A 22,818-nucleotide genomic window follows, 5' to 3' on the forward strand; every position below is an offset into this window, starting at 1 on the left:
CATACTCATTTCGACGCATAAATACGACTGAAATACGCAACTTGTGTTAATTTCTCAAACTTACACTGTTTTTTTAAACCATTGTGCCCCAGTGACCTTGCAATTCCTGCGCCAATCGATAGGCTTCATGGTCATTCATACCAGTGATAAAATCTAAGATATTTAAAATATTGTGATAGATATTATCCGATAAATCGCGGCGATGCTCATTCAGATGTGGCTGTAGCAAGCTGAGCAGACGCTGCTGTTCAAAAGACATCGATGCGCTGGCTATCGCTTGTGTGCCCGCCCAAGCCAACGGCATAAAAGCATCTAATAGACGATGCAGGCATTGATTGGCCATCAGCTCCATTCTCACTTTGCTTGGATGGTTAAATATCTTTTCGCGTGCCAACTGTTTGGCTTGTTTGATACCACTTTGTACACTGATATCACAGTGGTCAAATAAACTGCCCTGCAACGTGCCTGCTAGCAGCTCTTTATTGTTGACTACAAAAGCATCGGTCACTGTGTTGACCAGCCGCATCATAGCACGTGCACGCAATGACGCTAGGCTTTGTCTGACAGATAGGTGTGTTGGCAAGCTAATATTACTAGGGCGCTCACCAATCAGCTCATAAAATATCGTGGCGACCTCCTGATAAGTGAGCATGTTTAGATTGATGCCATCCTCTAAATCTATGAGCGCATAGCAAATATCATCGGCCGCTTCTAGCAAATACGCCAGTGGATGTCTGGCAAAACCATCATGTTGCTCAGAGCGCGGCAGATTTAAGCACACTGCCAGCTCTTCTAGCTGAGCCGCCTCACTATAAAAACAGCCAAATTTTTGCACGTTGGTCGCGATGCCGCCTAGATTTGTGCTTTGAGGAGTATCGTTGCTATGCGTCGCTAACCAAGGGTATTTCATAAAGGCACCTAAGGTCGCACAAGTGAGGCGCATACCACCTTTGTCCGGATGGTGCTCGTTATTGACGAGCAATCTGAACCCTTGCGCGTTACCTTCGTATGCCAGTAGATCTAGCTGTTCATGGGTGCTCAAGGTTTGCAAAATCGTCTGTGGCTCAGGCAGCCTGAACCAGTCACGAATGGCATATTCTCCTGCATGACCAAACGGCGGGTTGCCAATATCATGAGCGAGGCAGGCGGCTTGTACAATGACGCCGACATCCGCGGGCGAGATACCTGCTGGTAGGCCATTGCCTAATTTATCATGGAGCTTTTCTGCTGCCATCATGGCCAACGAGCGTCCAATACAGGAGACCTCAAGCGAATGGGTTAAGCGAGTATGAATGCCGAGCTGATTGGTCAACGGATGAACTTGGGTTTTTTGATTGAGCTGACGAAAGGAGTGCGAAAATACCAGTCTGTCGTAGTCTTTATGAAATTGAGAGCGAGTGCTTGTATTGGCGTTGAACTTCTTGGAAGCACCAAGGCGCTGTGAGTTGAGAAGGTGAGACCATTGTGTGGTAGGAGACGGCAAAGAGGTTGGTGTACTTAGCATATTAAAACATCCGAAACCAAGGGAGCCTCTAGCATAGCAAAATAGCGCCCTTGGTACAGCTATATAGTCAGAGAACTACATTAAGATTTCTGGCAGTTAAAAAGGACTTCTTCCTTTTCGATAGCCACATTACTGCCCAATGTTTTGTTGAGTAAGGTTGCTTTGTCACTATTTACTTGCCAGATGATGCCATGGGTATCATCTAGGCCAATATCACTCATATAAATGGCCTTATCAGCGTCACTATCAGCAGCAGCTGTTAAATCGTACTCTAGATCGTCGATGAGTAGGGTCGCTGTCTGCGGTGTACTGTCGTTATGGTAAGAAACATAGATAGTAGCCGTAGGCTCACAAGAAAAAGGCGTGCCTGCACTGGCATGGTCATGCCCTTTGTGATCATCATGCTCTTCGTGATCGTGCCCTTCGTGATCATCATGTCCTTCATGCTCTTCGTGATCATGACCTTCGTGTTCTTCTCCCTCATGTTCTGCGTGCTCATGTGTTTCATGCTCATCGATTTGTACTACGTTTTCAGGTTCAGGTGTCTCTTTATTAGGCTGACAGCCCAATAGTGAGCCTGTCATCATACTGCCTATGAGCGTAGCACTTGCAAGTTTAGAAAAAGAGAAATAAGCCGCCATAATATAAGTCCTCAAATAAGAAAAATAAAGATATGTTATAATATAACAATTAATGTACAAAATAAAGCCGATGCTGGAGAATCTCCAACATCGGCTTATTAACTGTCAGACAGGATGTGCCGCTTAACGTTATACGTTAAAGCGGAAATGCATCACATCACCATCTTGCACGATGTAAGTTTTGCCTTCTAAACGTGATTTACCAGCAGCAGCTGCGCCTTTTTCACCATTGTGTTCGATGAAATCATCATACGCAATGACTTCGGCACGAATGAAGCCGCGCTCAAAATCAGTATGAATCACGCCAGCAGCTTGCGGGGCAGTTGCGCCAATAGCGACAGTCCAAGCACGTACTTCTTTAACACCAGCGGTAAAGTAAGTTTGCATATCAAGTAAGTCATAACCACCACGGATTACTTGATCAAGACCGGCTTCTTCCATGTCCATCTCAGCTAGGAAGTCTTTTTTGTCATCTTCATCGAGCTGAGCGATTTCAGATTCGATTTGGTTGCACAGCGCGATGACGATAGAGTCTTCACCAGTGGCGTAGTTACGAACGGCATCAAGGTAGGGATTGTTCTCAAAACCATCCTCAGAGACGTTAGCGATATACATGGTTGGCTTTAGCGTGATTAAACCATAGCTTCTGATGAGTTTTTTCTCATCCGCATCGAGATTGGCGGCACGTGCTGCCTGACCATCTGCTAATAATGGTTCGATTTTTTTGAAGATATCAAGCATGGCACCAGCGTCTTTGTCACCGCCTTTGGCCTTTTTGGTCAAGTTGAATATAGCACGCTCAACAGCCTCTAAATCTGCCAATGCGAGCTCAGTATTGATGGTTTCGATGTCATCGATTGGGCTGACGCGACCATCGACGTGGACGACGTTGTCATCATCAAAACAGCGCACGACATGAGCAATCGCATCAGTCTCACGGATATTGGCTAGGAACTGGTTGCCCATGCCTTCGCCTTTTGACGCGCCTGCAACTAGACCTGCAATATCAACAAACTCCATGGTCGTTGGTAGCACGCGTTCAGGATTAACGATATCAGCCAATTTCTTCAGGCGTGGGTCTGGTACTGGTACGATACCCGTGTTGGGATCTTTGGTACAAAATGGAAAGTTTTCAGCGGCGATTCCCGCTTTGGTCAACGCATTAAACAAGGTGGATTTACCCACGTTTGGTAGGCCGACGATGCCGCAATTAAAACCCATAACATTCTCTCAATGTATTAATAAAATCAGTTGGTATAAAGATTGGTTAAATGATAAATCAAAATTGGGCACATTGTAGCAAATTTACCGGAATAGGGGTGAGGTTGTTGTATTGTATACTGAGATTTTGCTTCTTCTCATGACTGGCAACTTTGCTGTTTTATCGATTATGGTAAGCTGTGTTATAAAATAATAGTTTGGCTTATAGGCGTATGACAGGTAAGCGCCTACGACTCGCTACACTGTACGAGCAGTCTTCATTATGAACGCTAAATGTATTAATGTGCTAATTGACGACACGCCCTAAGTATAAATGATAAATGCGCCGTATCGATAAAGGCAGCTAAAATAAAATGAAAGGCAAAACCTTATAATGACTACCACGATCTTTGACACGCGCTACTATAATTATCCACAGAATTTCATGGAAATTAAGCCCAAGCTGGCACGTCTGGAAAAGGCGATTAAAAAGCTAGAGGCAAATTTAATCGATGCTAATGGTGATGCCAATATTGAGCTGTTAAATCAAAGGCTGAGTGGTGAATTAGGATTAAAAGTAGACTATGTCCGTGAGTTAAATCCCGACCAATTATTAGCAGCCACAACTATCGAAGGCAAAGTATTGGTTATAGCAGGAGCTGGCTCAGGTAAGACTAAAACGCTTACGTACCGGACCAGTTATTTGTTAGAGAATGGGGTCACGCCTAAAAGCATCTTGCTACTGACTTTTACGCGTAAAGCTGCCAATGAAATCAAAAATCGTGCAAAGACTTTATTGACTAATAGTTTATCTGATGAGGATTTGGCTAAGGATGAACTGCCAACTGATAAGCGGCTCAACGATATCACCAGTGGTACATTTCATTCGTTTTGCAATATGTTGCTGCGCCAATATTCAGGTCTACTCGGTATCAATCCGCGATTTACGATTTTAGATACTGGCGACAGCGAAGATGCCATCGACTTAATCCATAAAGAAAAAAAGTATCCTGCGCAAACCAAAAGCCAAGCCTTTCCGCGTAAGAAGACACTGCAAAATATCATTTCTAGCTCTCGGAATAGACGCATTCATATCCGCGATTTAATCGAAAGCAGTTATCCTGATATCGCCGTACATATTCCGATTATCGAGCAATTGGCGGTCGATTTTCATGAGTATAAGCGTGCCAATCACCTCTACGATTTTGATGACATAATTAGCCAAGTTGTGCGCCATTTGAAGACCAACGACACCTTTCGGCAAATGCTACAAAACCAATATCGCTATATCATGGTTGATGAATACCAAGACACCAATATTCCGCAAAAGCAGCTGATAGATTTGATTTGTGAGCCTGAGTCGGTATCGCTGATGGTGGTCGGTGATGACAATCAAAGTATTTATGCTTTTCGCGGCGCCAATTACGAAAACATTCTGTTATTCGGTGAGACCTATCCTGATGCCAAGCTGATTAAGCTCGAACAAAACTATCGTAGTACGCCTGCTGTTTTGGATTATATCAATGCCTTGTCCGCGCAAATCACGCTAGGCTATCAAAAACAGCTGTACTCTGGCGCATCGATAAGTGGGCATAAGCCAGTGTTTAGCCGCCTAAGTAATGAGACAAAAGAAGCAAAATATATCGCCGATAAAATCATCGAGCTAAAATCGGATCATGATTACGATGATTTTGCGGTACTGTGCCGTACGTCGTTTCAGTCCAACTATGTCCAGCTAGAGTTTATGGAGCGTCATATTCCATTTATCGTGGTGGGTGGTATAAAGTTCGTTGAAAGGCGACATATCAAAGACGTTTTAGCCTTTATGAAAATTCTTTATAACCCCAATGATACGATTGCTTGGCATCGTATTTTGACCTTGTTCCAAGGCGTTGGGACAGTCACCGCGACGCGTTTGACCCAAGCGATTAATGCCGATAACAACTCCTTTGAGCCACTACTCACGGCGAAGTTTGCTAAAAAAAGCGAACAGCTTGAGCCTTTATATAATACGCTTACTAAGGCAAGTCAGGCCGAATCAGTAGAGACGGTCATTGAGCATATTTTAGAGTTCTATATTCCTGTCTTAAAAACAATTGAGGAAAATTGGCGAGAGCGTAACGAGGACTTTCGTGTGCTCAAAAATTTGGCAACAGAACAGAGCAGCCTTGATAATTTCTTAGAAAATTTGGCACTCGATCCACCCAATGATTCGGTAGCTACAACCAGTCAACCTGATGATAATGACAGTGATAAAGTTACTATCTCGACTATCCATAGTGCGAAAGGGCTAGAGTGGCCAGTGGTGTTTGTCAATTCATTGGTCGATGGTATTACGCCGCATCATCGCTCGTTGGATGACTTTGAAGAGCTAGAAGAGGAACGGAAATTATTCTATGTTGCTTGTAGTCGAGCCAAGACCAGACTGTATCTAACAGCACCTGATTACTTCGCCAGTTATTCAGGGTATTTTGACAAGCCGTCGCGGTTTATCGCTGAGTTGTCTGATGATGAGGTGACGGTAGAAAATTCTAGACAGGTGAGAGAGGAGAATGATGATCCAGTATGGTGGTAATTTTCTTTGTTCATCGATGACATGGCTGAGTCAGGTTTTCTACGACATTACTTAGCGTTGTAATTAGTACGTCATTATAAGAAGAGAAATCAAGAAGAGAAACTCGTGCAGGATTTCAGCCTGTTTTCCTCATTTTTGCTGTCAAGTTACTGCTAAATGCTTTAGCTATTCCTTTTGAAAATACGTTACTAATAAAGGGATAACCAAAAGTATTTAATAGCAAAAATATTTATGAGATTGGGGTTTCATATTTAGCTCAATGCGTTACTATTACCACCTTATTCCGTTAGACCCTCGTATTTGATACTCTGTATTAACACCCTAAGAAAAGGATAGGTTATGCGCTATGAAGTGATCGTTATCGGTGCAGGTATGGTTGGCACGTCAGTTGCGTGGCATTTACAAAAAAACAATTCACAAGTACTGATGCTAGACAAGAAGCTGCCAGGGTCAGAGACCTCGTATGGTAATGCTGGGTTGATTCAGCGCGAAGCCATTCATACCCATCCTTTTCCTCGTCAATTGACTGAGATGATCAGAGTATTGCCCAACCAAGGTACGGACATTCGCTATCGTATCCCAGCGATTCTGCGTTACCATCAAGCGCTGTTACAGTACTGGAAATACTCTGTACCTGCGACTGTTAAGCAAATCGAAGCAGAGTGGCAGACACTGATTGAGCATTGCACCAGTGAACATCAAACAATGATTGAAGCATCGGGTGCTGACGAGCTAATCACGCGTGACGGCTGGTTACAGCTGCATCGTTCTGAAGAGACGTTTAAAGAGGCGCAAGCAGCAGCCATTGATGCACGCAACCAAGGGGTTGAGCATAATGTGTTGAACGTTGCAGAACTAAAAGCCATGGAGCCTAGTGCCAATTTTGAAGGTTTCGTTGGTGCGATTCATTGGAAAAACTCTTGGCAAGTATCGAACCCAAGCTCGCTAGTCAAAGCCTATGCGAAAAACTTCCAAGAGATGGGTGGTACGATCAAAGAGAGCGATGTAAAAGAAATCGTACAAGACGGTGAAGGCTGGAAAATCATCACTGATAATGATACTTACTATAGTGATAAGTTGGTCATTGCAGCGGGTCCATGGTCGAATGACTTGATCAGACCACTTGGTTATAATCTGCCATTGTTCCCAATGCGTGGTTATCATCAGCATTTCAAAGTAACAGAAAAAAATACCATCAATCACAGCATGTTTGATATGGACAAAGGCTTTGTGATGGGTCCAATGCAGCAAGGCATCCGTATTACGACTGGTGCTGAGATGACTACTATGGATGCGCCAAAGAACTTTGGCCAATTGAAAACGGTTCTGAAGCTGGCTCGCAAAATCTTACCATTAGAAGACGCGGTAGAGTCTGAAGCTTGGGCAGGATCACGTCCTTGTATGCCTGATATGAAGCCAGTTATTGGTCCTGCAGACAAGCATGAAAAATTATGGTTCGCCTTTGGTCATAGCCATCAGGGTTTCACCTTAGGGCCTATGACAGGGCGTCTGGTTGAAGAAATGATTCATGAAAAGCCATCATTAGTAAACCTTGCACCATTTAGTGCTCAGCGTTTTTCAAAATAAGCGCATATCTGCTAGATTTAGCACAGACTTAAATTAATAAGTTGAAGGTATATAATATGATAAAGAAGCTACACAGCACTCAACGTATGAGCAAAACCGTAATTCATAACCAGACTATCTATTTATGTGGTCAGGTAGGTAATGCAGAAGACGATATCAAAGCACAGACATTAACTTGCTTGGAAAAAATCCAAACCTTGCTAGAAGAAGTGGGTAGCGATAAATCAAAACTACTATCAGTAACTGTTTGGATCAAAGATATGGCAGATTTTGCTGCTATGAATGAAGTCTACGACAAATTTTTTGAAGGCATTCAACCACCAGCACGTGCTTGTGGCGAATCAGCATTGGCACGTCCTGAGCTATTGGTTGAGATGATTGCCATCGCTGCTGAGTAATAGTCTGCTCGTAGTATTTGTATTAAACGAAAAGTCCATGATAGCGATATCATGGACTTTTTTATGCTTGGCAATAAACAAGTTTAATTATCGAAAAGGAAAATACTCGCTTTATAAATCAAGCATATTCTGTATGACGTTAGCTAAGTAATACAATGATTAGTATTATAGGAATTAGCACCCTTTCCATACCGCTTGGCGCTTCTCAATAAAGGCGTCAATACCTTCGCTCACATCGTTCGCCATCATATTGCCCGTCATCACGTCACTGGCATAGTCATAAGCATCTTCGAGGCTCATATCCAGTTGCTTATAAAACATGTCTTTACCAGTTCTTACCGCTACCGGAGACTTAGCTGTGATCGCCGTTACTAAGGACTGTAATACCTGATCTAATTGTTCTGCTGGCGCAACTCGATTGATCAAGCCATATTTTAAGGCAGTGTGCGCATTGATAAACTCGCCAGTAATCAGCATCTCAAACGCTTGCTTACGAGGTAAGTTGCGACTGATTGCAACAGCAGGTGTGGAGCAGAACAGTCCAACATTTATCCCAGAGGTAGCAAACTTTGCATCATCAGCGGCAACGGCCAAATCACAAGCTGCGACTAGCTGACACCCTGCAGCGGTGGCAATGCCTTGCACTTTTGCGATGACGACTTGCGGCATACGGTTAATGGTTAGCATCATTTGGCTACATTGCTGGAATAGGGCACGATGAAATGCTTCATCTGAGTGCGAGCGCATTTGCTTTAGATTGTGACCAGCACAAAATGCCTTGCCTGTCGCTTGAATAACCAAAACTCTGACGGTATCGTCTTGAACAATGTAGTCTAGCTCTGTTTGCATGGCAGACAGTACCTCGACGGATAATGCATTAAATTGTTTGGGTTGGTTTAAAGTGAGAGTGACTATGCCACTTTCTTTATTGTCTTCTCTAATAACGAGACAGTTATTAAGGTCTAGAGTAACGTCAGATTGTGTCATTGGTCATCCTTGATAATGGGTTGTCTGGTTTGGCAACTACCATATACAGAGATTTAAATAATAGCATGGCTTATATTCTATACAATAGTTTATTAATATAGAGTGCTCAAAAACAAAAATAGCGCACTCAGGTTATGAGTACGCTATTGGTTTGTCAGTCAGATACAAGTCAAGGCTGTATTAAGCTGTATTTACACTGAGATTAGTATGCGCCTTCGCTATAGATAAGCTCATAGCTGTGGCTATAAATCTCAACGATGTTGCCAAACGGGTCTTCCATATAAATCATGCGATATGGCTTTTCACCAGGGTAGTAGTAGCGTGGTTTTTCCATACGTTTCTTACCGCCTGCTGCAACCATACGCTCAGCCAACTCTTCAACATTTGGATCTTGAACACAGAAGTGAAAGATACCTGTTTTCCAGTATTCAAAGTTGTTTTCAGGATCTTCTTGATTTTTGAATTCAAAAATCTCAACACCGATACGGTCACCAGTAGATAGATGAGCGATACGGAAGCTGCCCCAACCAGCACCAAATACTTCGGTACACATTTCACCAATGGCACTGTCATCTTCGACAATCTCAGTAGGTTCCATGATGGTGTACCAACCCATTACTTCAGTATAAAATTTTACGGCTGCATCCAGGTCAGGGACTGAAAGACCGATGTGCGAAAAGCTTCTTGGATAAACGTTGTTCATATTGTGCTCCTGTTTGATGTGCGTTTTCTTTAACGTGGAGTCAGTATACAAATGCACCGTAATTATGTAAAATTATCAAATATTATATAAATAATTATGAAACGTAATGATAAATATCACATGGTTACGTACTTTTTGTACGCTTGTTGACGTCGGTCACTTTACTCGTACGGCTGAACGTCTATATATGACGCAGTCCGGTGTCAGCCAACACATAAGTAAGCTAGAGGAGCAGCTAGAGATTGACTTGCTGATTCGACAAGGAAAGCAGTTCTCATTGACCAATGCAGGTGAGCAGCTCTATAAAGAAGCAGGCGAGATATTACAGCGCTTATCAAATCTAGAGCAGCGTATTGGTGAGGATCCACCTTATGAAGGATTGGTGCGACTGATGTCACCGGGTAGCGTGGGGCTTAAGCTGTATCCGCAGCTGTTGACACTACAGCAGCAGCATCCGAATCTAGTGATTGATTATCGCTTTGCACCCAATGCTGATATCGAACGAGCACTGGCAAATCACGAGATTGATATTGGTTTTATGACGGATATCTCAGGTGACGAGACAGTGAGTTGTAAGCCAGTGGCTCAAGAAGCATTAATACTAGTAACACCTGCGGCTACAGTAGAGCCAAGTTGGGAGCAGCTCATCAAGCTTGGATTTATTGATCATCCAGATGGTGCACATCATGCAGGCATGCTACTAACTGCTAATTATGAGCAATTCCAGCATATTAATGACTTTGAGAAAAAAGGCTTTTCTAATCAGATAGGTTTAATCTTAGAGCCCGTCAGTAGAGGAATAGGCTTTACCGTGCTACCTGCACACGCAGTGGCTGCTTATCCAAAGCCTGAGCTTATTCACAGTCACTATCTGCCCGTTGCCGTTAGCGAGACGCTATATCTTGCCATAAGACGACAGCAGGCACTCTCTAATAGAATGCATACTGTCATTAATGAAGTAAAAAAATGGCTATAGAAATAGAGCAAGGTCGATATAGTATCAATGGATACATGCGCTGACTATAAATTATAAATCTGCATTATGCCATTGATTGACCTAATTTGATGGCCGCCGCAATATTGGCTGCTGTCGTTTCGATATTGTCATAAGCCTGACTCAGCACATTATCGAGAGTATCTATCTTTTGTATACTTGGCATGATGACATCGAATTGGCTGGTTTGCGCAGGTTTTAGACCGTCTACACTACCGCAGATGGCGATGACAGGCGTATTATTGGCTTTAGCGATATGACTGATACCGCCTGCCACTTTACCCATGGCAGTCTGCACGTCTAGTTTGCCTTCACCTGTGATGACCAGATCAGCATCAGCGATATGCTCTGACAAATGAGCCACTTCGGCGACGGTGTTAAACCCTGATTTTAACTGCGCGTTAAAAAACGTCATCATCGCATAGCCAAGACCACCAGCGGCTCCTGCACCCTCGACATTTTGACACTCATCATAGCCTTGCTGGTCGCACACAGCCGCAAAGTGACTGAGTGCCTTATCCAGTTCGTTGACTTGCTCTGGATAAGCGCCTTTTTGCGGCCCGAACACGGCACTCGCGCCCAATAGTCCGCATAGTGGGTTGGTCACATCACAAGCAACCTCAAATACCGTATCGAGAACCTTTGCATTAAGATGACGATTATCAATCCTATTCAGCTGGGCAAGTGCGCCACCACCATGAGTGAGCAAGCTGTCATTGACATCATGAAATGTCATACCCAGTGCCATGAGCATGCCAAGACCTGCATCATTGGTTCCGCTACCACCGAGGCCAATGATGATACGTTTGGCGCCTTCGTCCAAAGCATCAGCAATCAGCTCACCAACACCATAACTACTGGTAGTAACAGGATTGCGTTCTGTCGCCTTTAACAAATGTAATCCGCAAGCTTGAGCAATCTCGATAACGGCAGTATTATCCGGTAATAGCAAGTATTTAGCCGTGATCGGTCGCATTAAAGGATCATGTACTCTAACGTCTTTCCAGCGTCCGCCCAATACATAAGACAATACCGCAGAGGTGCCTTCGCCGCCATCTGCCATCGGCAATAGCGTATAGTCAGCATTTGGAAACACCTGACTAAAACCAGATTGGATAGCACGGCAAACATCCAGTGCTTCTAAGCTTTCTTTGAACGAGTCGGGGGCGATTAAAATCTTCATGAATGTCTCTCTGGGTATTTTTGAACGTCTTTCTGGATATTTTAGCGAACGTGTTAAATGAACACTGTTAAATAAATACTAAGGTCAACAGCCAGATAAACACAATACTGGTCACACCTTGAATACCAGTTGCCATTGAATGGGCTTTGTATGCCTGTGACACACTCATGCGGCTAAACTGACTGACAATCCAAAAGAAGCTGTCATTAGCATGTGAGATAGTCATAGCGCCTGCACCAATTGCCATCACACAAAATACGCGACCCAGCTCACTGTCTAGACCAATTTGATCCAATAACGGTGCAACCATCGCAGAGGTGGTGACTAGCGCTACGGTGGTCGAGCCCTGCGCAGTCTTTAGTGCAGCAGAGACGATGAATGGCATAAAGATACCCAGTCCTAATGCAGACAATGTCGTACCTAAATAGTCACCGATTGGTGTCACTTTTAGCATGGCACCAAATGCACCACCAGCACCAGTAATCAATAAGATAGGAGCTGCGACTACCAAACCTTGTGAGATGCTGTCGCTGATCTGCTGTGTTTTTTGCTCAGTATTAATAAGTAAGAATGATAAAAATAGACCAATGAGCAGTGCCGTTAGTGGATTACCAATGAATACTAAGATGTCTGTCAACGTACCACTACCAAACGGTGCGCTTGGGAAGTTGGCAACAGACGATAAGCAAATCAATACGATAGGAACGATAATAGGTAAAAATGCCATCGTTGCTGACGGCATATTGCTATAGTCATCACGCGTTTTCATGTTTTCAGGTAACGTCGCTGCTGGTGCATCCAGCGCATCTATATTATCAGGCATCACATTCAGAAAACGATTAGACCACCACCAGCCCGCCAATACAGCAACGGCTGTCACGACCACACCGACCATGATGACCAAACCTAGATTAGACTCTAATCCTAAGTTGCCTGCCGCTGCAATCGGACCAGGTGTCGGTGGTACGAAAGTATGTGTTGCGTACAAGCCCGTGGCTAAGGCAATACTCATGGCCACGCTAGAAACTTTTAAACGCTCAGCTAAGGTCTCTTTTAAAGAGTTTAAGATGATGTAGCCTGAGTCACAAAATACAGGTACTGACACGACTGCACCGACGATAGACATAGTCAGAGTAGGGAAGCGTGGCCCCAACACTTTGATAACGGTTTCTGCCATCACGATAGCAGCACCAGTTTTTTCAAGGATTAAGCCGATAATGGTACCGAATACAATCACTAGACCGATATAACCTAAGATACCACCAAAGCCATCAGAGATTGTCTTGGCGACAGTATTAAGCGGTACTTGGTAAAAGAGTGCAACCAAGAAAGCAGACAGAATTAACACTAAAAAAGGATGCCACTTTAATTTTGCGGTAGCGAAAATAATAAAAAGAATGGTCAGCACAAGCCAAAATACAATCATCACTGTCTCAATATGGTTTATATCTTAATGGATTATTCACGCGAACAGGCATCAATAACGATACGAAATTTTAAAGGGGCATATTTTATAGCAAATAGACGCGACTAGGAAATAAATTTAAGGAAGAGAAGCTGTTATCGGTCATTTTCCAAGCGCATCTGAGGTTCCTTGTGAGACCATTCTATATGCTGTATCGTTACTTCTATCATTCTTAAACCAAAAAAACTGGCCATTTATAATGACCAGTTTTAACTGAGCTATGAGTACTAATATCTAAATTATTATTGTTATCAAGATAGTATTTTTAGTGAGGTCTATTTTTAAGCAATCTGGTCAAAAAATGCTTTATTATCTCCGGCTATCAAAGTGCCAAAACTAACATAAATGCCCTGATCATCTAATGTGGCGTACCAATGGTCATCATTGCCACTGGTCAGCAGCTGAAAGTACTTGTCGTTGACGATTCTACCGACCGTATAAACTTCGCCTTCGGCATAGTATTCATTACCTTGGGTACAGATGAGCTTATCATCAGTATGGATATCATTATTTTCTTTCATATTCTTGCGCCCTAGCAGTCCATAAGATAGCAGTAGATTATCAATTCTGCTAATGATAATAAAGAGGATTATATAGGCAGTATCTTGTTGTCTGGTATAGCATTTTTAAGTAAGTTGTTGCATTTAGTTACTACAATATTGCATGGATAACATCGCTATCCAAGCAATAGGTTTTTCGAGAATCCTAAGCTGTTTGGTGATATATAAAATCCTAATTCAGCGTGATAGAGCTGCATGGATTAATAATATGAGTGGCTTATATATAACTCTAAGCCAAAAATAGCACGCATAAAAAAACCAGCGACATTGAGTCACTGGTTTTTTTAGAACTGAACCTAACTATCGAGAAAATTACTCTTCAGAATAGTCTTCGCCAGCTTCTTCTTCGTCAGCTAAATCTTCGTTGCTATCTTCAGAAAGAATAGTCACTAAGATGCTAGCAGTAACGTCATGGTGTAGCTGAATATCAACATTGTATTCGCCAACTTGACGTAAAGTGCCTTCAGGAAGCTTGATTTCAGCACGGTCTACTTCTAGACCTGAGTTAGTCAATGCTTCAGCGATATCGCGAGTACCGATAGAGCCGAATAGCTTGCCTTCGTCACCTGATTTAGCACGCATGATAACATTAACGTCAGTCAATGCATCAGCACGTTCTTGAGCAACAGCTACTTCTTTCGCTTCTTCAGCTTCAAGTTCAGCACGACGTGCTTCGAACTTTTCAATGTTAGCTTTAGTAGCAGGTAGTGCTTTACCCAAAGGGATAAGAAAGTTACGTCCGTAACCTGGTTTCACATCGACGGTTTCACCGAGTTTACCAAGGTTGACGATACGCTGTAACAAAATAATTTGCATGAGTCATTCCTAGTTAATTAACGGTTAACCCTGATGGTTATCAGTGTATGGAAGTAGCGATAAATAACGAGCTTGCTTGATAGCAGTAGCTAGTTGACGCTGATATTTAGTAGATGTACCGGTAATGCGGCTTGGTACGATTTTACCATTATCACTGATATACTGTTTTAGCAATTCAACATCTTTATAATCGATGTGAGTGATGCCTTCAGCAGTGAAACGGCAGAATTTGCGACGGCGATAGAAACGTGCCATGAGTATTCTCCTTTAATTAGTCTTCACTGTTGTCGTTGTCGTCATTATCGTTTTCACGACTGTCTGGACGACGAGTAGTTGCTTTGCGTGCGCGTTTTTCATCGGCATTCTTGGCTAACTGCGACTCTTCAGTGACAGCGTCGTCACGGCGCATAACTAGACTACGAATGATCGCGTCGTTATAACGGAATAATTCTTCAAGTTCAGCTAAAGTTTCACCGTCAGTTTCAATGTTGAAAAGAACGTAATGAGCTTTGTGAATCTTGTTGATTGGATATGCCAATTGACGGCGGCCCCAATCTTCTAAACGATGGATAACACCGTTGTTGTCTTGAACTAACTTGATGTAGCGCTCAACCATGCCGACCACTTGGTCGCTTTGGTCTGGGTGTACAAGTAACACCAGTTCGTAATGTCGCATTATGACTCCTTACGGATTAGTAGCTATTAACCCTATGTTAATAGCAAGGAGATTTATAAGGTAAGCCTAAATCCTACAAATTTTATAAAAAATAATGAGGAATAAGCTTAGTTTATAAAGCGCCGTATTATAACAGTACTTAACAATTAACACAAAGGTTAATCACTAATGCACTGTCAATAAAATATAAAAAGAAAATAGATGGGTTTTGCTCAATAAAAAAGCCGCGATGGTACGCAGCTTTTTTAAAAATATAATTAGCGATATCACTGATAACTGAAAATACAGTTACTCAGATTTAGATTTTTTTACCAACTGACTGCTGTCTGCTTTTACTACCAGGGTCTTGGCAAGTTTGTCATGCCAGCCGATATTTTCAGGACTTTTTGATGCCATATAATAATGAATGGCGATAATCACAAAACCTAAAAAGCTGGTAAATGAAAATAGTAAGTTATAGATAATAAATAGCAGTAGCGTACGCGTACCAATCAGCTTAATAAACGAAGGTAAACGGTGTGTGGTTTGATCGACGACCCGAATACCAGTGATGACTTTACCTAGTGATTGACCACGCATGGTAATAAATACCAGCTGCAGTGCAAATAGACCAAAAACCATTACCTGTGACATCATCAATGTGCTACTAGGAAGGCTTTCCATGAGCGTCATTGAGTACTGATAAGCGGCGTCCATATCTTGAATGTTTTGGAATTTACTATAATCCACATCCATTTTGGTCAATGCCATTACTAATGGCAGTATGGCCAATATGTACAATAGACCATTAAGCGCGGTTGCCAATATGCGTGACATGATAGGCGCAAGTACCACATTGCCGACGACTTTGTCTGCAGCAGTTTTTTTGGCAGTAGTTTTGCTCAACGATACATTGTTATGCGGCGTTTGATGACGATTGTTCGTCATATCGGCTTTCACGTTTTTAGGACGTTCAGGCTTGCCATATAGTCTATCTAACGATACTGACTTATCATCTTTTGCTTTGTTAGTATCTTCAGGGAAGACGGTCACATTATTAATGATAGAGTCATTTACTTCAGGCGTGTTAGCACTGGTCGGTCTATAAACCGTTTGATTATTGGTTAAGTCACCGACGCGTTGCCACTGACCCAAACCATCATGCCACATCAAATCATCCAGAAACACTTCACCAGATGCCAGCATGATATTGAGCTGAGCCAAATCATATGGGCCAGCTTGTACGTTATTTCGAGCAAGGAAAATCTGCATAATTGCCTGCATAGTTAGTCATGTCTTGATACATTATATTAGGGTCTATTTGAAAAAATCAAATAGACCCTAATGGTGGTATCTTTAGTGACTGTGTGAATGACCGTTAGAATTCAATCTAATGGTTTACTTTGCTTCTTCACCAGCTAAGAAGAACCAAGTATCTAGTACAGAATCAGGGTTCAATGAAACTGAGCTGATACCTTGCTCCATGAGCCAGAACGCTAGATCTGGATGGTCTGATGGACCTTGACCACAGATACCGACATACTTGTTCTGCTTACGGCAAGCATCGATAGCCATAGATAACAGTTTCTTAACAGCAGGGTCACGCTCATCAAATAGGTGAGAGACGATACCTGAGTCACGATCTAGACCAAGCGTCAACTGAGTCAAATCGTTAGAGCCGATTGAGAAACCATCGAAGTATTCTAGGAATTCTTCAGCTAATAGGGCGTTGGTTGGTAGTTCACACATCATGATGATGCGCAGACCGTTTTCGCCACGTTTGAGACCATTTTTCTCAAGTAACTCGAGGACCTGTGCTGCTTCGCCAACGGTACGTACGAAAGGAATCATAATCTCGACGTTGGTCAAGCCCATCTCGTCACGTACACGTTTTAGCGCTTTACACTCAAGCTCAAAGCAGTCACGGAAGTTGTCAGACACATAACGACTCGCACCGCGGAAACCAAGCATTGGGTTTTCTTCTGATGGCTCGTATAGCTTACCACCTAGCAAGTTTGCGTATTCGTTAGATTTAAAATCTGACATACGAACGATGACTGGCTGATCCATAAAGGCAACGGCTAAGGTTGAGATACCTTCAACCAATTTATCAACATAGAAGTCAACAGGTGACGCATAACCAGCGATACGCTCTTGGATAGCTTGTGCAATTTCACGTGGCAAGCTGTTCATGTTTAGCAACGCTTTTGGATGCACACCAATCATACGGTTGATGATGAATTCTAAACGCGCAAGACCAATACCTTCGTTTGGCATTTGCGTGAATGAGAATGCACGATCTGGGTTACCAACGTTCATCATGACTTTGAACGCAAGATCTGGCATAGACTCAACAGAGTTGGTCTGTACTTCAAAGTCGATTTGGCTCTCATAAATGAAACCAGTATCACCTTCAGCACAAGAAGCGGTCACGTCTTGACCATCAACCAATAGCTCAGTTGCATTACCACAACCAACGATGGCTGGAACACCTAGCTCACGCGCGATGATAGCCGCGTGACAGGTACGGCCACCACGGTTAGTGATGATGGCAGAAGCGCGCTTCATGACTGGTTCCCAATCCGGATCAGTCATGTCTGATACCAGTACGTCGCCTTCTTGTACTTTGTCCATCTCGTTTAGGTTGCTAACGATACGCACTTTACCTGAACCGATACGTTGACCGATTGAACGACCTTCACACAATACTTTTGCGTTGGTGGTGTCAATGATATAACGCTCCATGACATTACTGTCTTGGCGGCTCTTAACCGTTTCTGGACGTGCTTGAACGATAAAGATTTCGTTAGTATCGCCGTCTTTAGCCCATTCGATATCCATCGCTTGGCCATAATGCTTTTCGATCGTTACGGCTTGTTTGGCAAGTGAGGTCAGCTCTTCAGTAGATAACGAGAACTGCATACGATCTTGTTTTTCAACATCGACAGTTTTGACTGATTTGGCAGTGCTGCCTTCATCGCCATAAACCATTTTCTTATGCTTGCTGCCTAGGTTACGGCGGATAACTGACGGTTTACCGTTGGCTAGCAATTGTTTTGAGATATAGAATTCATCTGGGTTAACCGCACCCTGTACGACCATTTCGCCTAGGCCGTAGCTTGACGTGATAAATACCACTTGATCAAAACCACTTTCGGTATCAAGTGTGAACATCACACCAGCAGCGCCAGTTTCTGAACGTACCATACGCTGTACGGCAGCAGACAATGCAACGCCTTCGTGCTCAAACCCTTTGTGGACACGATAAGAGATAGCACGGTCATTATATAGTGACGCAAATACTTCTTTAATCGCAATCAGGACGTTATCAATACCGCGAATGTTTAGGAATGTCTCTTGCTGACCAGCAAACGAGGCATCTGGCAAATCTTCGGCAGTGGCAGAAGAACGCACGGCAACAGCGATGTCTTCGCCGCCACTCATGGTTTCAAATGACTGACGCACTTCTTGCTCAAGATCTTTTGGCAGCTCTTGCTCAATAATCCAAGTACGAATCTTTTTACCCGTTTCTGCAAGTTTTTTGACATCGTCAACATCTAGCGTTTTTAGTTCGCTGTTGATCTTGTCAAGCAAGCCAGTTTCGTTCAAAAAACGGTTAAATGCATTTGACGTGGTGGCAAATCCGCCTGGAACACTAACACCCAAATCAGACAAATGGCTGATCATTTCACCTAATGAGGCGTTCTTACCGCCGACCATCTCAATGTCGTCTTTTCCTAGCTGATCAAGATTGATTACAAGTGCTGTAGATTGCGCTGCCATGATAACTCCAGAAAATAAGGTTATTTAGTAAGGATTATAACGGTGGATTATACCGCCATATTTAGAGAATTTCGAGGGGTTTGACCAAAAAACTTGTTAAAAATATACAAATTATGGGATTCGCTACATAATTTATAGCAGCTGTCCTAATATTTGACTATCTAAGTATGAGCAAAATATCAGCAATAGTAATAATTAGATAAGCGATTGACTAGGTATGGAAGCAGAATTTAGCTGTTTTTTGGACCATAATGTTAAGTAACAAACAGTCGTGAAACTGGTCGAACATTTTTGGTATATCATCAGCATTGGCACTAGCATTGGCATTTTTATCTGTCTTATCGTTATTTAGCTCATTATAGTCAGTCAATCGTTTGATAAAGAGCAAATAAGATAAGGTAATGAAACTAAAATCTGTGTTGGTTCTCAATTGTACAGGGGTAACATTGATTTCTATTAGGGTGCTAATATGCGTATAATGTAGCGCATGGCTAGGCAGTGTAAATGACCATACTTGTAGTATGTGAAAGCGTGCTAATTCCGAATATGTCAACCCTAAAATAAGACAGACTAATACTCAGTCAGAAATATTCTAGTGAAATAAAGATTATTATTGAGTTTTCAACCGAGGTGTCAACGTTATGTACTCAAGCAATCCATCTGAACAAGTCAAGTCCACTATCCAAAATCGTCATGCACTGAATTTGGACAGCTCTCAAACCGTCAGAACAGCCTTTTTTATCTCAGATGGGACAGCCATTACGGCTGAGACACTTGGCCGTGCTATTTTGAGTCAGTTTGCTTCAATACCCTTTGAGACACGCGTATTGCCTTATGTGGATAGTATTGAGCGTGCAGAAGATGCCGTTGAGCAAATCAATATGGCCTATCAACGGGACGGATTTTTGCCCTTAGTATTTGATACGATTGTTAACCCTGATATCCGTGAAAAAATTAATGCGGCACAAAGCTGTAATTTGGATATGTATGAAGGTTTGATTGGCCGTGTCGCAGAAGAGACTGGGGTAGAGCCAGATGGACATTCAGGTCATGCCCATGACAATGTGGACTCTGAAACGTACAAAGAGCGTATCGATGCGGTTCATTTCGCTTTGGACAATGATGATGGTGCGCGTACACGTCATTATAATGCCGCCGATATTATTTTGGTTGGGGTGTCACGCTCTGGCAAAACGCCAACATCGCTATATTTAGCATTACAGTTCGGCATTCGAGCGGCCAACTATCCTTTGACCGAAGATGATCTGTATGACAACCAGCTACCTAAAGCCTTACGTGAGCACAAAGACAAACTGTTTGGCTTGCTGATCGACACCGATCGCTTGGTAAAAATCCGTCAAGAGCGCCGTGCAGGCAGCCGTTACTCGAGCTATCAGCAATGCCAACAAGAGCAGCGCGCGATACAGGGCATCTATATTACGCACGGTATTCCAAGCTTGGATGTGTCTGAGATGTCTGTTGAAGAGATCGCCACACGTATCTTACAGAAAACCGGTCTCAAGCGCCGTATTGGTTAATTGAGTATCAATAAAAACAGTAACGAAGACATGCTACTTAACACAACATCATTATGCAGAGAATCTTATGATTTCATTTTATCAGTCTAGCAAGGCACCGTTATTATTGGCAGGCTTGTTGAGTGCGACCGCTTTATTGAGTGCTTGTCAAACGTCACCGTTTGCAAAGGATCCAGTACCTGAGCCGCGTTATATACCAAGTGTGGTGTTGGGCGAGGCGCAGACGTTGACCATCATGCCAAACCGTGTGGCGTGCGAATCTGCCTTACCGATGCAGTGTCTGCTTGCCAAATCAAGAGATGGCAGCGTGTTCCAAATCCCTTACGACTGGATTGATGACTTTGCCCCCAGCCTTGGTACGGAATATGTGATCAGCGCGCGCCCACAAATCGATGAAGGACAGCAAAGCGCTACTGGCCATTGGACATTGCAAAACATACTGTCACAACGTATGGTGGGCACGATTTAGTATAGCGAATCTGATTTACATCTACATGGATTCATTTATTTGTCTCAATATCTATCTAATAAATACAAAGAGGGCATCATGGTAAGTAAAAGTGCAAGCGACGCGACCAATGATACGGGTAAAGACGTTCATACCGAAGTATCCAATAAAGAAAACGGCCGCACGCCTAACCCTGAGCATACCGAAGGCAAAGACAAAAAACAAAGAATTGAACAAACTCATGAGCAAGTCACAGATGACGTCATGCACCATCCTGACCTTATCAATCCGCTTGATGACACCCGCATTGATATCAAATCTGGTTTTGCCAAAGACTCTCGTCGTCTAAAAAGCGATGATCACAAGTATGAGTATGATGTAGTGATATTGGGAGCAGGGCCTGCTGGTGAAGCGGCTGCTATGAAACTCACCAAGTCTGGCAAGCGAGTCGTCGTCGTTGATCCGCGTGATCAGGTGGGCGGCAACTCGACTCACGTAGGAACCATTCCTAGTAAAGCACTGCGCCAGTCGGTCTTTAACTTGATTAACTTTCGCCGTGATCCAATGTTCACTAAGGCGATGGAATATAAGCAAGTGCCGCTCAATAGAGTGCTTGCCAATGCGCGTCAAGTGATACGTCGTCAAGTCAATACCCACACAGGGTTTTATGAGCGCAACCGTATTGAAGTGATCCAGGGTTGGGGCAGTTTTGTCGATAAACACACCCTGCGTATTGAAACCGATGACAATGTGTTTGAGACCATCACCTTTAACAAAGCTATTGTAACGGTGGGTAGTCGTCCGTATCGACCGGACATTTTAGACTTCAATCATCCGCGCGTTTTTGACTCTGATAAAATTCTACAAATGGATTATATCGTTAAAAAAATCATTATTTATGGTGCTGGCGTGATTGGTTGTGAGTATGCTTCTATCTTTACGGGTCTTGGTTATAAGGTTGATTTGATTAACAACCAAGATCAGCTGCTCAACTATCTTGATAGCGAAATCAGTGATGCGATTGCACACGATTTTAGACAGTTCGGTGTGCTTATTCGCAGTAATGAAGAGATCGATCATCTTGAAACCCATGATGACTGTGTCATTCTGCATCTCAAAAGTGGTAAAAAAATCAAATCAGATGCAATTCTGTGGTCAAACGGACGCTCAGGTAATACCGAAGGTCTAAACCTAGAAGCTATTGGCCTAAAGGCGAACAGCCGTGGGCAGCTAAAAGTTGATGACACTTATCGTACGGACGTCGATAACATCTATGCAGCAGGGGATGTGATCGGTTGGCCATCATTAGCATCAGCGGCTTATGACCAAGGACGCTGTGCAGCTGCCTTTATGGTTGGCGATAGCGATGCTGAACCCGTATCTAGCGTACCAACTGGTATTTATACGATTCCTGAAATCTCATGTATCGGCAAAACCGAGCAAGAGCTCACGGATGAAAAAGTCCCATATGAAGTAGGTCAGGCGTTCTTTAAACATCTGGCACGCGCCCAAATCATTGGTGAGCGTACGGGCGTACTCAAAATCCTATTCCATCGTGAGACGTTAGAGATTCTAGGGATTCACTGCTATGGTAATCACGCCTCAGAGATTATCCATATTGGACAGGCGGTCATGAAGTGTAACAACACGCTTGAGTATTTCGTCAATACGACCTTTAACTATCCAACGATGGCAGAAGCCTATCGTGTGGCGGCATTGAACGGTTTGAACCGAGTGTTTTAAATCCTAAAGATGATTGAACATTTAGACTTATACGATCA

The 22,818-nt window shown here is 43.1% G+C and carries 20 protein-coding genes; 7 read left to right on the forward strand and 13 right to left on the reverse strand.

All coding sequences use genetic code 11. From position 1 onward, the window contains the following. Nucleotides 1–73: 73 nt before the first annotated feature. The 3 genes from I6E86_RS04200 to ychF all read right to left on the reverse strand — a co-directional run bounded on the left by I6E86_RS04200 (nt 74) and on the right by ychF (nt 3,366). Nucleotides 74–1,504 (reverse strand): deoxyguanosinetriphosphate triphosphohydrolase, encoded by a 1,431-nt coding sequence (locus tag I6E86_RS04200; protein ID WP_197175559.1) that lies wholly within the window; start codon nt 1,502–1,504, stop codon nt 74–76. A gap of 80 nt (nt 1,505–1,584) precedes the next feature. After that, the gene (locus tag I6E86_RS04205; RefSeq protein WP_197175560.1) at nt 1,585–2,145 is read right to left on the reverse strand and encodes a hypothetical protein; all 561 of its coding nucleotides are present in this window, start codon (nt 2,143–2,145) and stop codon (nt 1,585–1,587) included. Between the two features lie 129 nt (nt 2,146–2,274). Then, a complete protein-coding gene (gene ychF / locus I6E86_RS04210) occupies nt 2,275–3,366 on the reverse strand; it encodes a redox-regulated ATPase YchF (RefSeq protein ID WP_197175561.1) in 1,092 nt (363 codons plus the stop codon). Between the two features lie 373 nt (nt 3,367–3,739). Between ychF and I6E86_RS04215 the strand changes: the two genes are divergently transcribed. The 3 genes from I6E86_RS04215 (at nt 3,740) to I6E86_RS04225 (ending at nt 7,905) form a co-directional block, all read left to right on the forward strand. After that, on the forward strand, nt 3,740–5,920 hold the full coding sequence (locus I6E86_RS04215) for an ATP-dependent helicase (protein ID WP_197175562.1): 2,181 nt from the start codon (nt 3,740–3,742) through the stop codon (nt 5,918–5,920). Between the two features lie 339 nt (nt 5,921–6,259). After that, complete coding sequence (locus tag I6E86_RS04220) at nt 6,260–7,507, forward strand: NAD(P)/FAD-dependent oxidoreductase (protein ID WP_197175564.1); 1,248 nt, start codon at nt 6,260–6,262, stop codon at nt 7,505–7,507. Nucleotides 7,508–7,566: 59 nt separating this feature from the next. Then, nucleotides 7,567–7,905, forward strand: coding sequence for a RidA family protein (locus tag I6E86_RS04225; protein WP_194197603.1), 339 nt, complete (start codon nt 7,567–7,569; stop codon nt 7,903–7,905). A 174-nt stretch (nt 7,906–8,079) separates the two neighbouring features. Here the strand turns inward: I6E86_RS04225 and I6E86_RS04230 are convergent, their stop codons facing one another. After that, nucleotides 8,080–8,892 carry an enoyl-CoA hydratase gene (locus tag I6E86_RS04230; protein WP_197175566.1) on the reverse strand — a complete coding sequence of 271 codons (813 nt, stop codon included), beginning with the start codon at nt 8,890–8,892 and terminating at the stop codon, nt 8,080–8,082. Nucleotides 8,893–9,094: 202 nt separating this feature from the next. Continuing rightward, the gene (locus tag I6E86_RS04235; RefSeq protein WP_114700921.1) at nt 9,095–9,595 is read right to left on the reverse strand and encodes a lactoylglutathione lyase family protein; all 501 of its coding nucleotides are present in this window, start codon (nt 9,593–9,595) and stop codon (nt 9,095–9,097) included. Nucleotides 9,596–9,701: 106 nt separating this feature from the next. Between I6E86_RS04235 and I6E86_RS04240 the strand changes: the two genes are divergently transcribed. Continuing rightward, nucleotides 9,702–10,571, forward strand: coding sequence for a LysR family transcriptional regulator (locus tag I6E86_RS04240; RefSeq protein ID WP_197175568.1), 870 nt, complete (start codon nt 9,702–9,704; stop codon nt 10,569–10,571). Nucleotides 10,572–10,635: 64 nt separating this feature from the next. Here the strand turns inward: I6E86_RS04240 and I6E86_RS04245 are convergent, their stop codons facing one another. The 8 genes from I6E86_RS04245 to ppsA form a co-directional block, all read right to left on the reverse strand. Next, nucleotides 10,636–11,772, reverse strand: coding sequence for a glycerate kinase (locus I6E86_RS04245; protein ID WP_197175570.1), 1,137 nt, complete (start codon nt 11,770–11,772; stop codon nt 10,636–10,638). A 67-nt stretch (nt 11,773–11,839) separates the two neighbouring features. Continuing rightward, nucleotides 11,840–13,198, reverse strand: a complete 1,359-nt coding sequence (locus tag I6E86_RS04250; protein WP_197100199.1) for a GntP family permease — start codon at nt 13,196–13,198, stop codon at nt 11,840–11,842. A gap of 320 nt (nt 13,199–13,518) precedes the next feature. Beyond that, on the reverse strand, nt 13,519–13,758 hold the full coding sequence (locus tag I6E86_RS04255) for a hypothetical protein (RefSeq protein WP_197175572.1): 240 nt from the start codon (nt 13,756–13,758) through the stop codon (nt 13,519–13,521). 351 nt (nt 13,759–14,109) lie between these two features. Next, complete coding sequence (gene rplI / locus I6E86_RS04260) at nt 14,110–14,613, reverse strand: 50S ribosomal protein L9 (protein WP_197175574.1); 504 nt, start codon at nt 14,611–14,613, stop codon at nt 14,110–14,112. Between the two features lie 24 nt (nt 14,614–14,637). Next, nucleotides 14,638–14,868, reverse strand: a complete 231-nt coding sequence (gene rpsR, locus I6E86_RS04265; protein ID WP_010198808.1) for a 30S ribosomal protein S18 — start codon at nt 14,866–14,868, stop codon at nt 14,638–14,640. Nucleotides 14,869–14,884: 16 nt separating this feature from the next. Then, complete coding sequence (gene rpsF / locus I6E86_RS04270; protein ID WP_045446907.1) at nt 14,885–15,289, reverse strand: 30S ribosomal protein S6; 405 nt, start codon at nt 15,287–15,289, stop codon at nt 14,885–14,887. Between the two features lie 288 nt (nt 15,290–15,577). Then, nucleotides 15,578–16,552 carry an RDD family protein gene (locus tag I6E86_RS04275; RefSeq protein ID WP_197175576.1) on the reverse strand — a complete coding sequence of 325 codons (975 nt, stop codon included), beginning with the start codon at nt 16,550–16,552 and terminating at the stop codon, nt 15,578–15,580. A 114-nt stretch (nt 16,553–16,666) separates the two neighbouring features. Beyond that, the gene (gene ppsA, locus I6E86_RS04280) at nt 16,667–19,051 is read right to left on the reverse strand and encodes a phosphoenolpyruvate synthase (protein ID WP_197175578.1); all 2,385 of its coding nucleotides are present in this window, start codon (nt 19,049–19,051) and stop codon (nt 16,667–16,669) included. A 641-nt stretch (nt 19,052–19,692) separates the two neighbouring features. Here ppsA and I6E86_RS04285 point away from each other — a divergent pair. From I6E86_RS04285 to sthA, 3 genes are all read left to right on the forward strand, one after another. Next, on the forward strand, nt 19,693–20,589 hold the full coding sequence (locus I6E86_RS04285; protein ID WP_227669409.1) for a pyruvate, water dikinase regulatory protein: 897 nt from the start codon (nt 19,693–19,695) through the stop codon (nt 20,587–20,589). Between the two features lie 67 nt (nt 20,590–20,656). Further along, nucleotides 20,657–21,058 (forward strand): DUF4377 domain-containing protein, encoded by a 402-nt coding sequence (locus I6E86_RS04290; RefSeq protein WP_194363018.1) that lies wholly within the window; start codon nt 20,657–20,659, stop codon nt 21,056–21,058. Nucleotides 21,059–21,136: 78 nt separating this feature from the next. After that, nucleotides 21,137–22,780: a Si-specific NAD(P)(+) transhydrogenase gene (gene sthA / locus I6E86_RS04295; RefSeq protein WP_194363019.1), complete on the forward strand. Its 1,644-nt coding sequence runs from the start codon at nt 21,137–21,139 to the stop codon at nt 22,778–22,780. The last annotated feature ends 38 nt before the right edge of the window (nt 22,781–22,818 follow it).

The sequence above is a fragment of the Psychrobacter sp. SWN149 genome (genome assembly GCF_015864565.1).
GTDB lineage: Bacteria > Pseudomonadota > Gammaproteobacteria > Pseudomonadales > Moraxellaceae > Psychrobacter.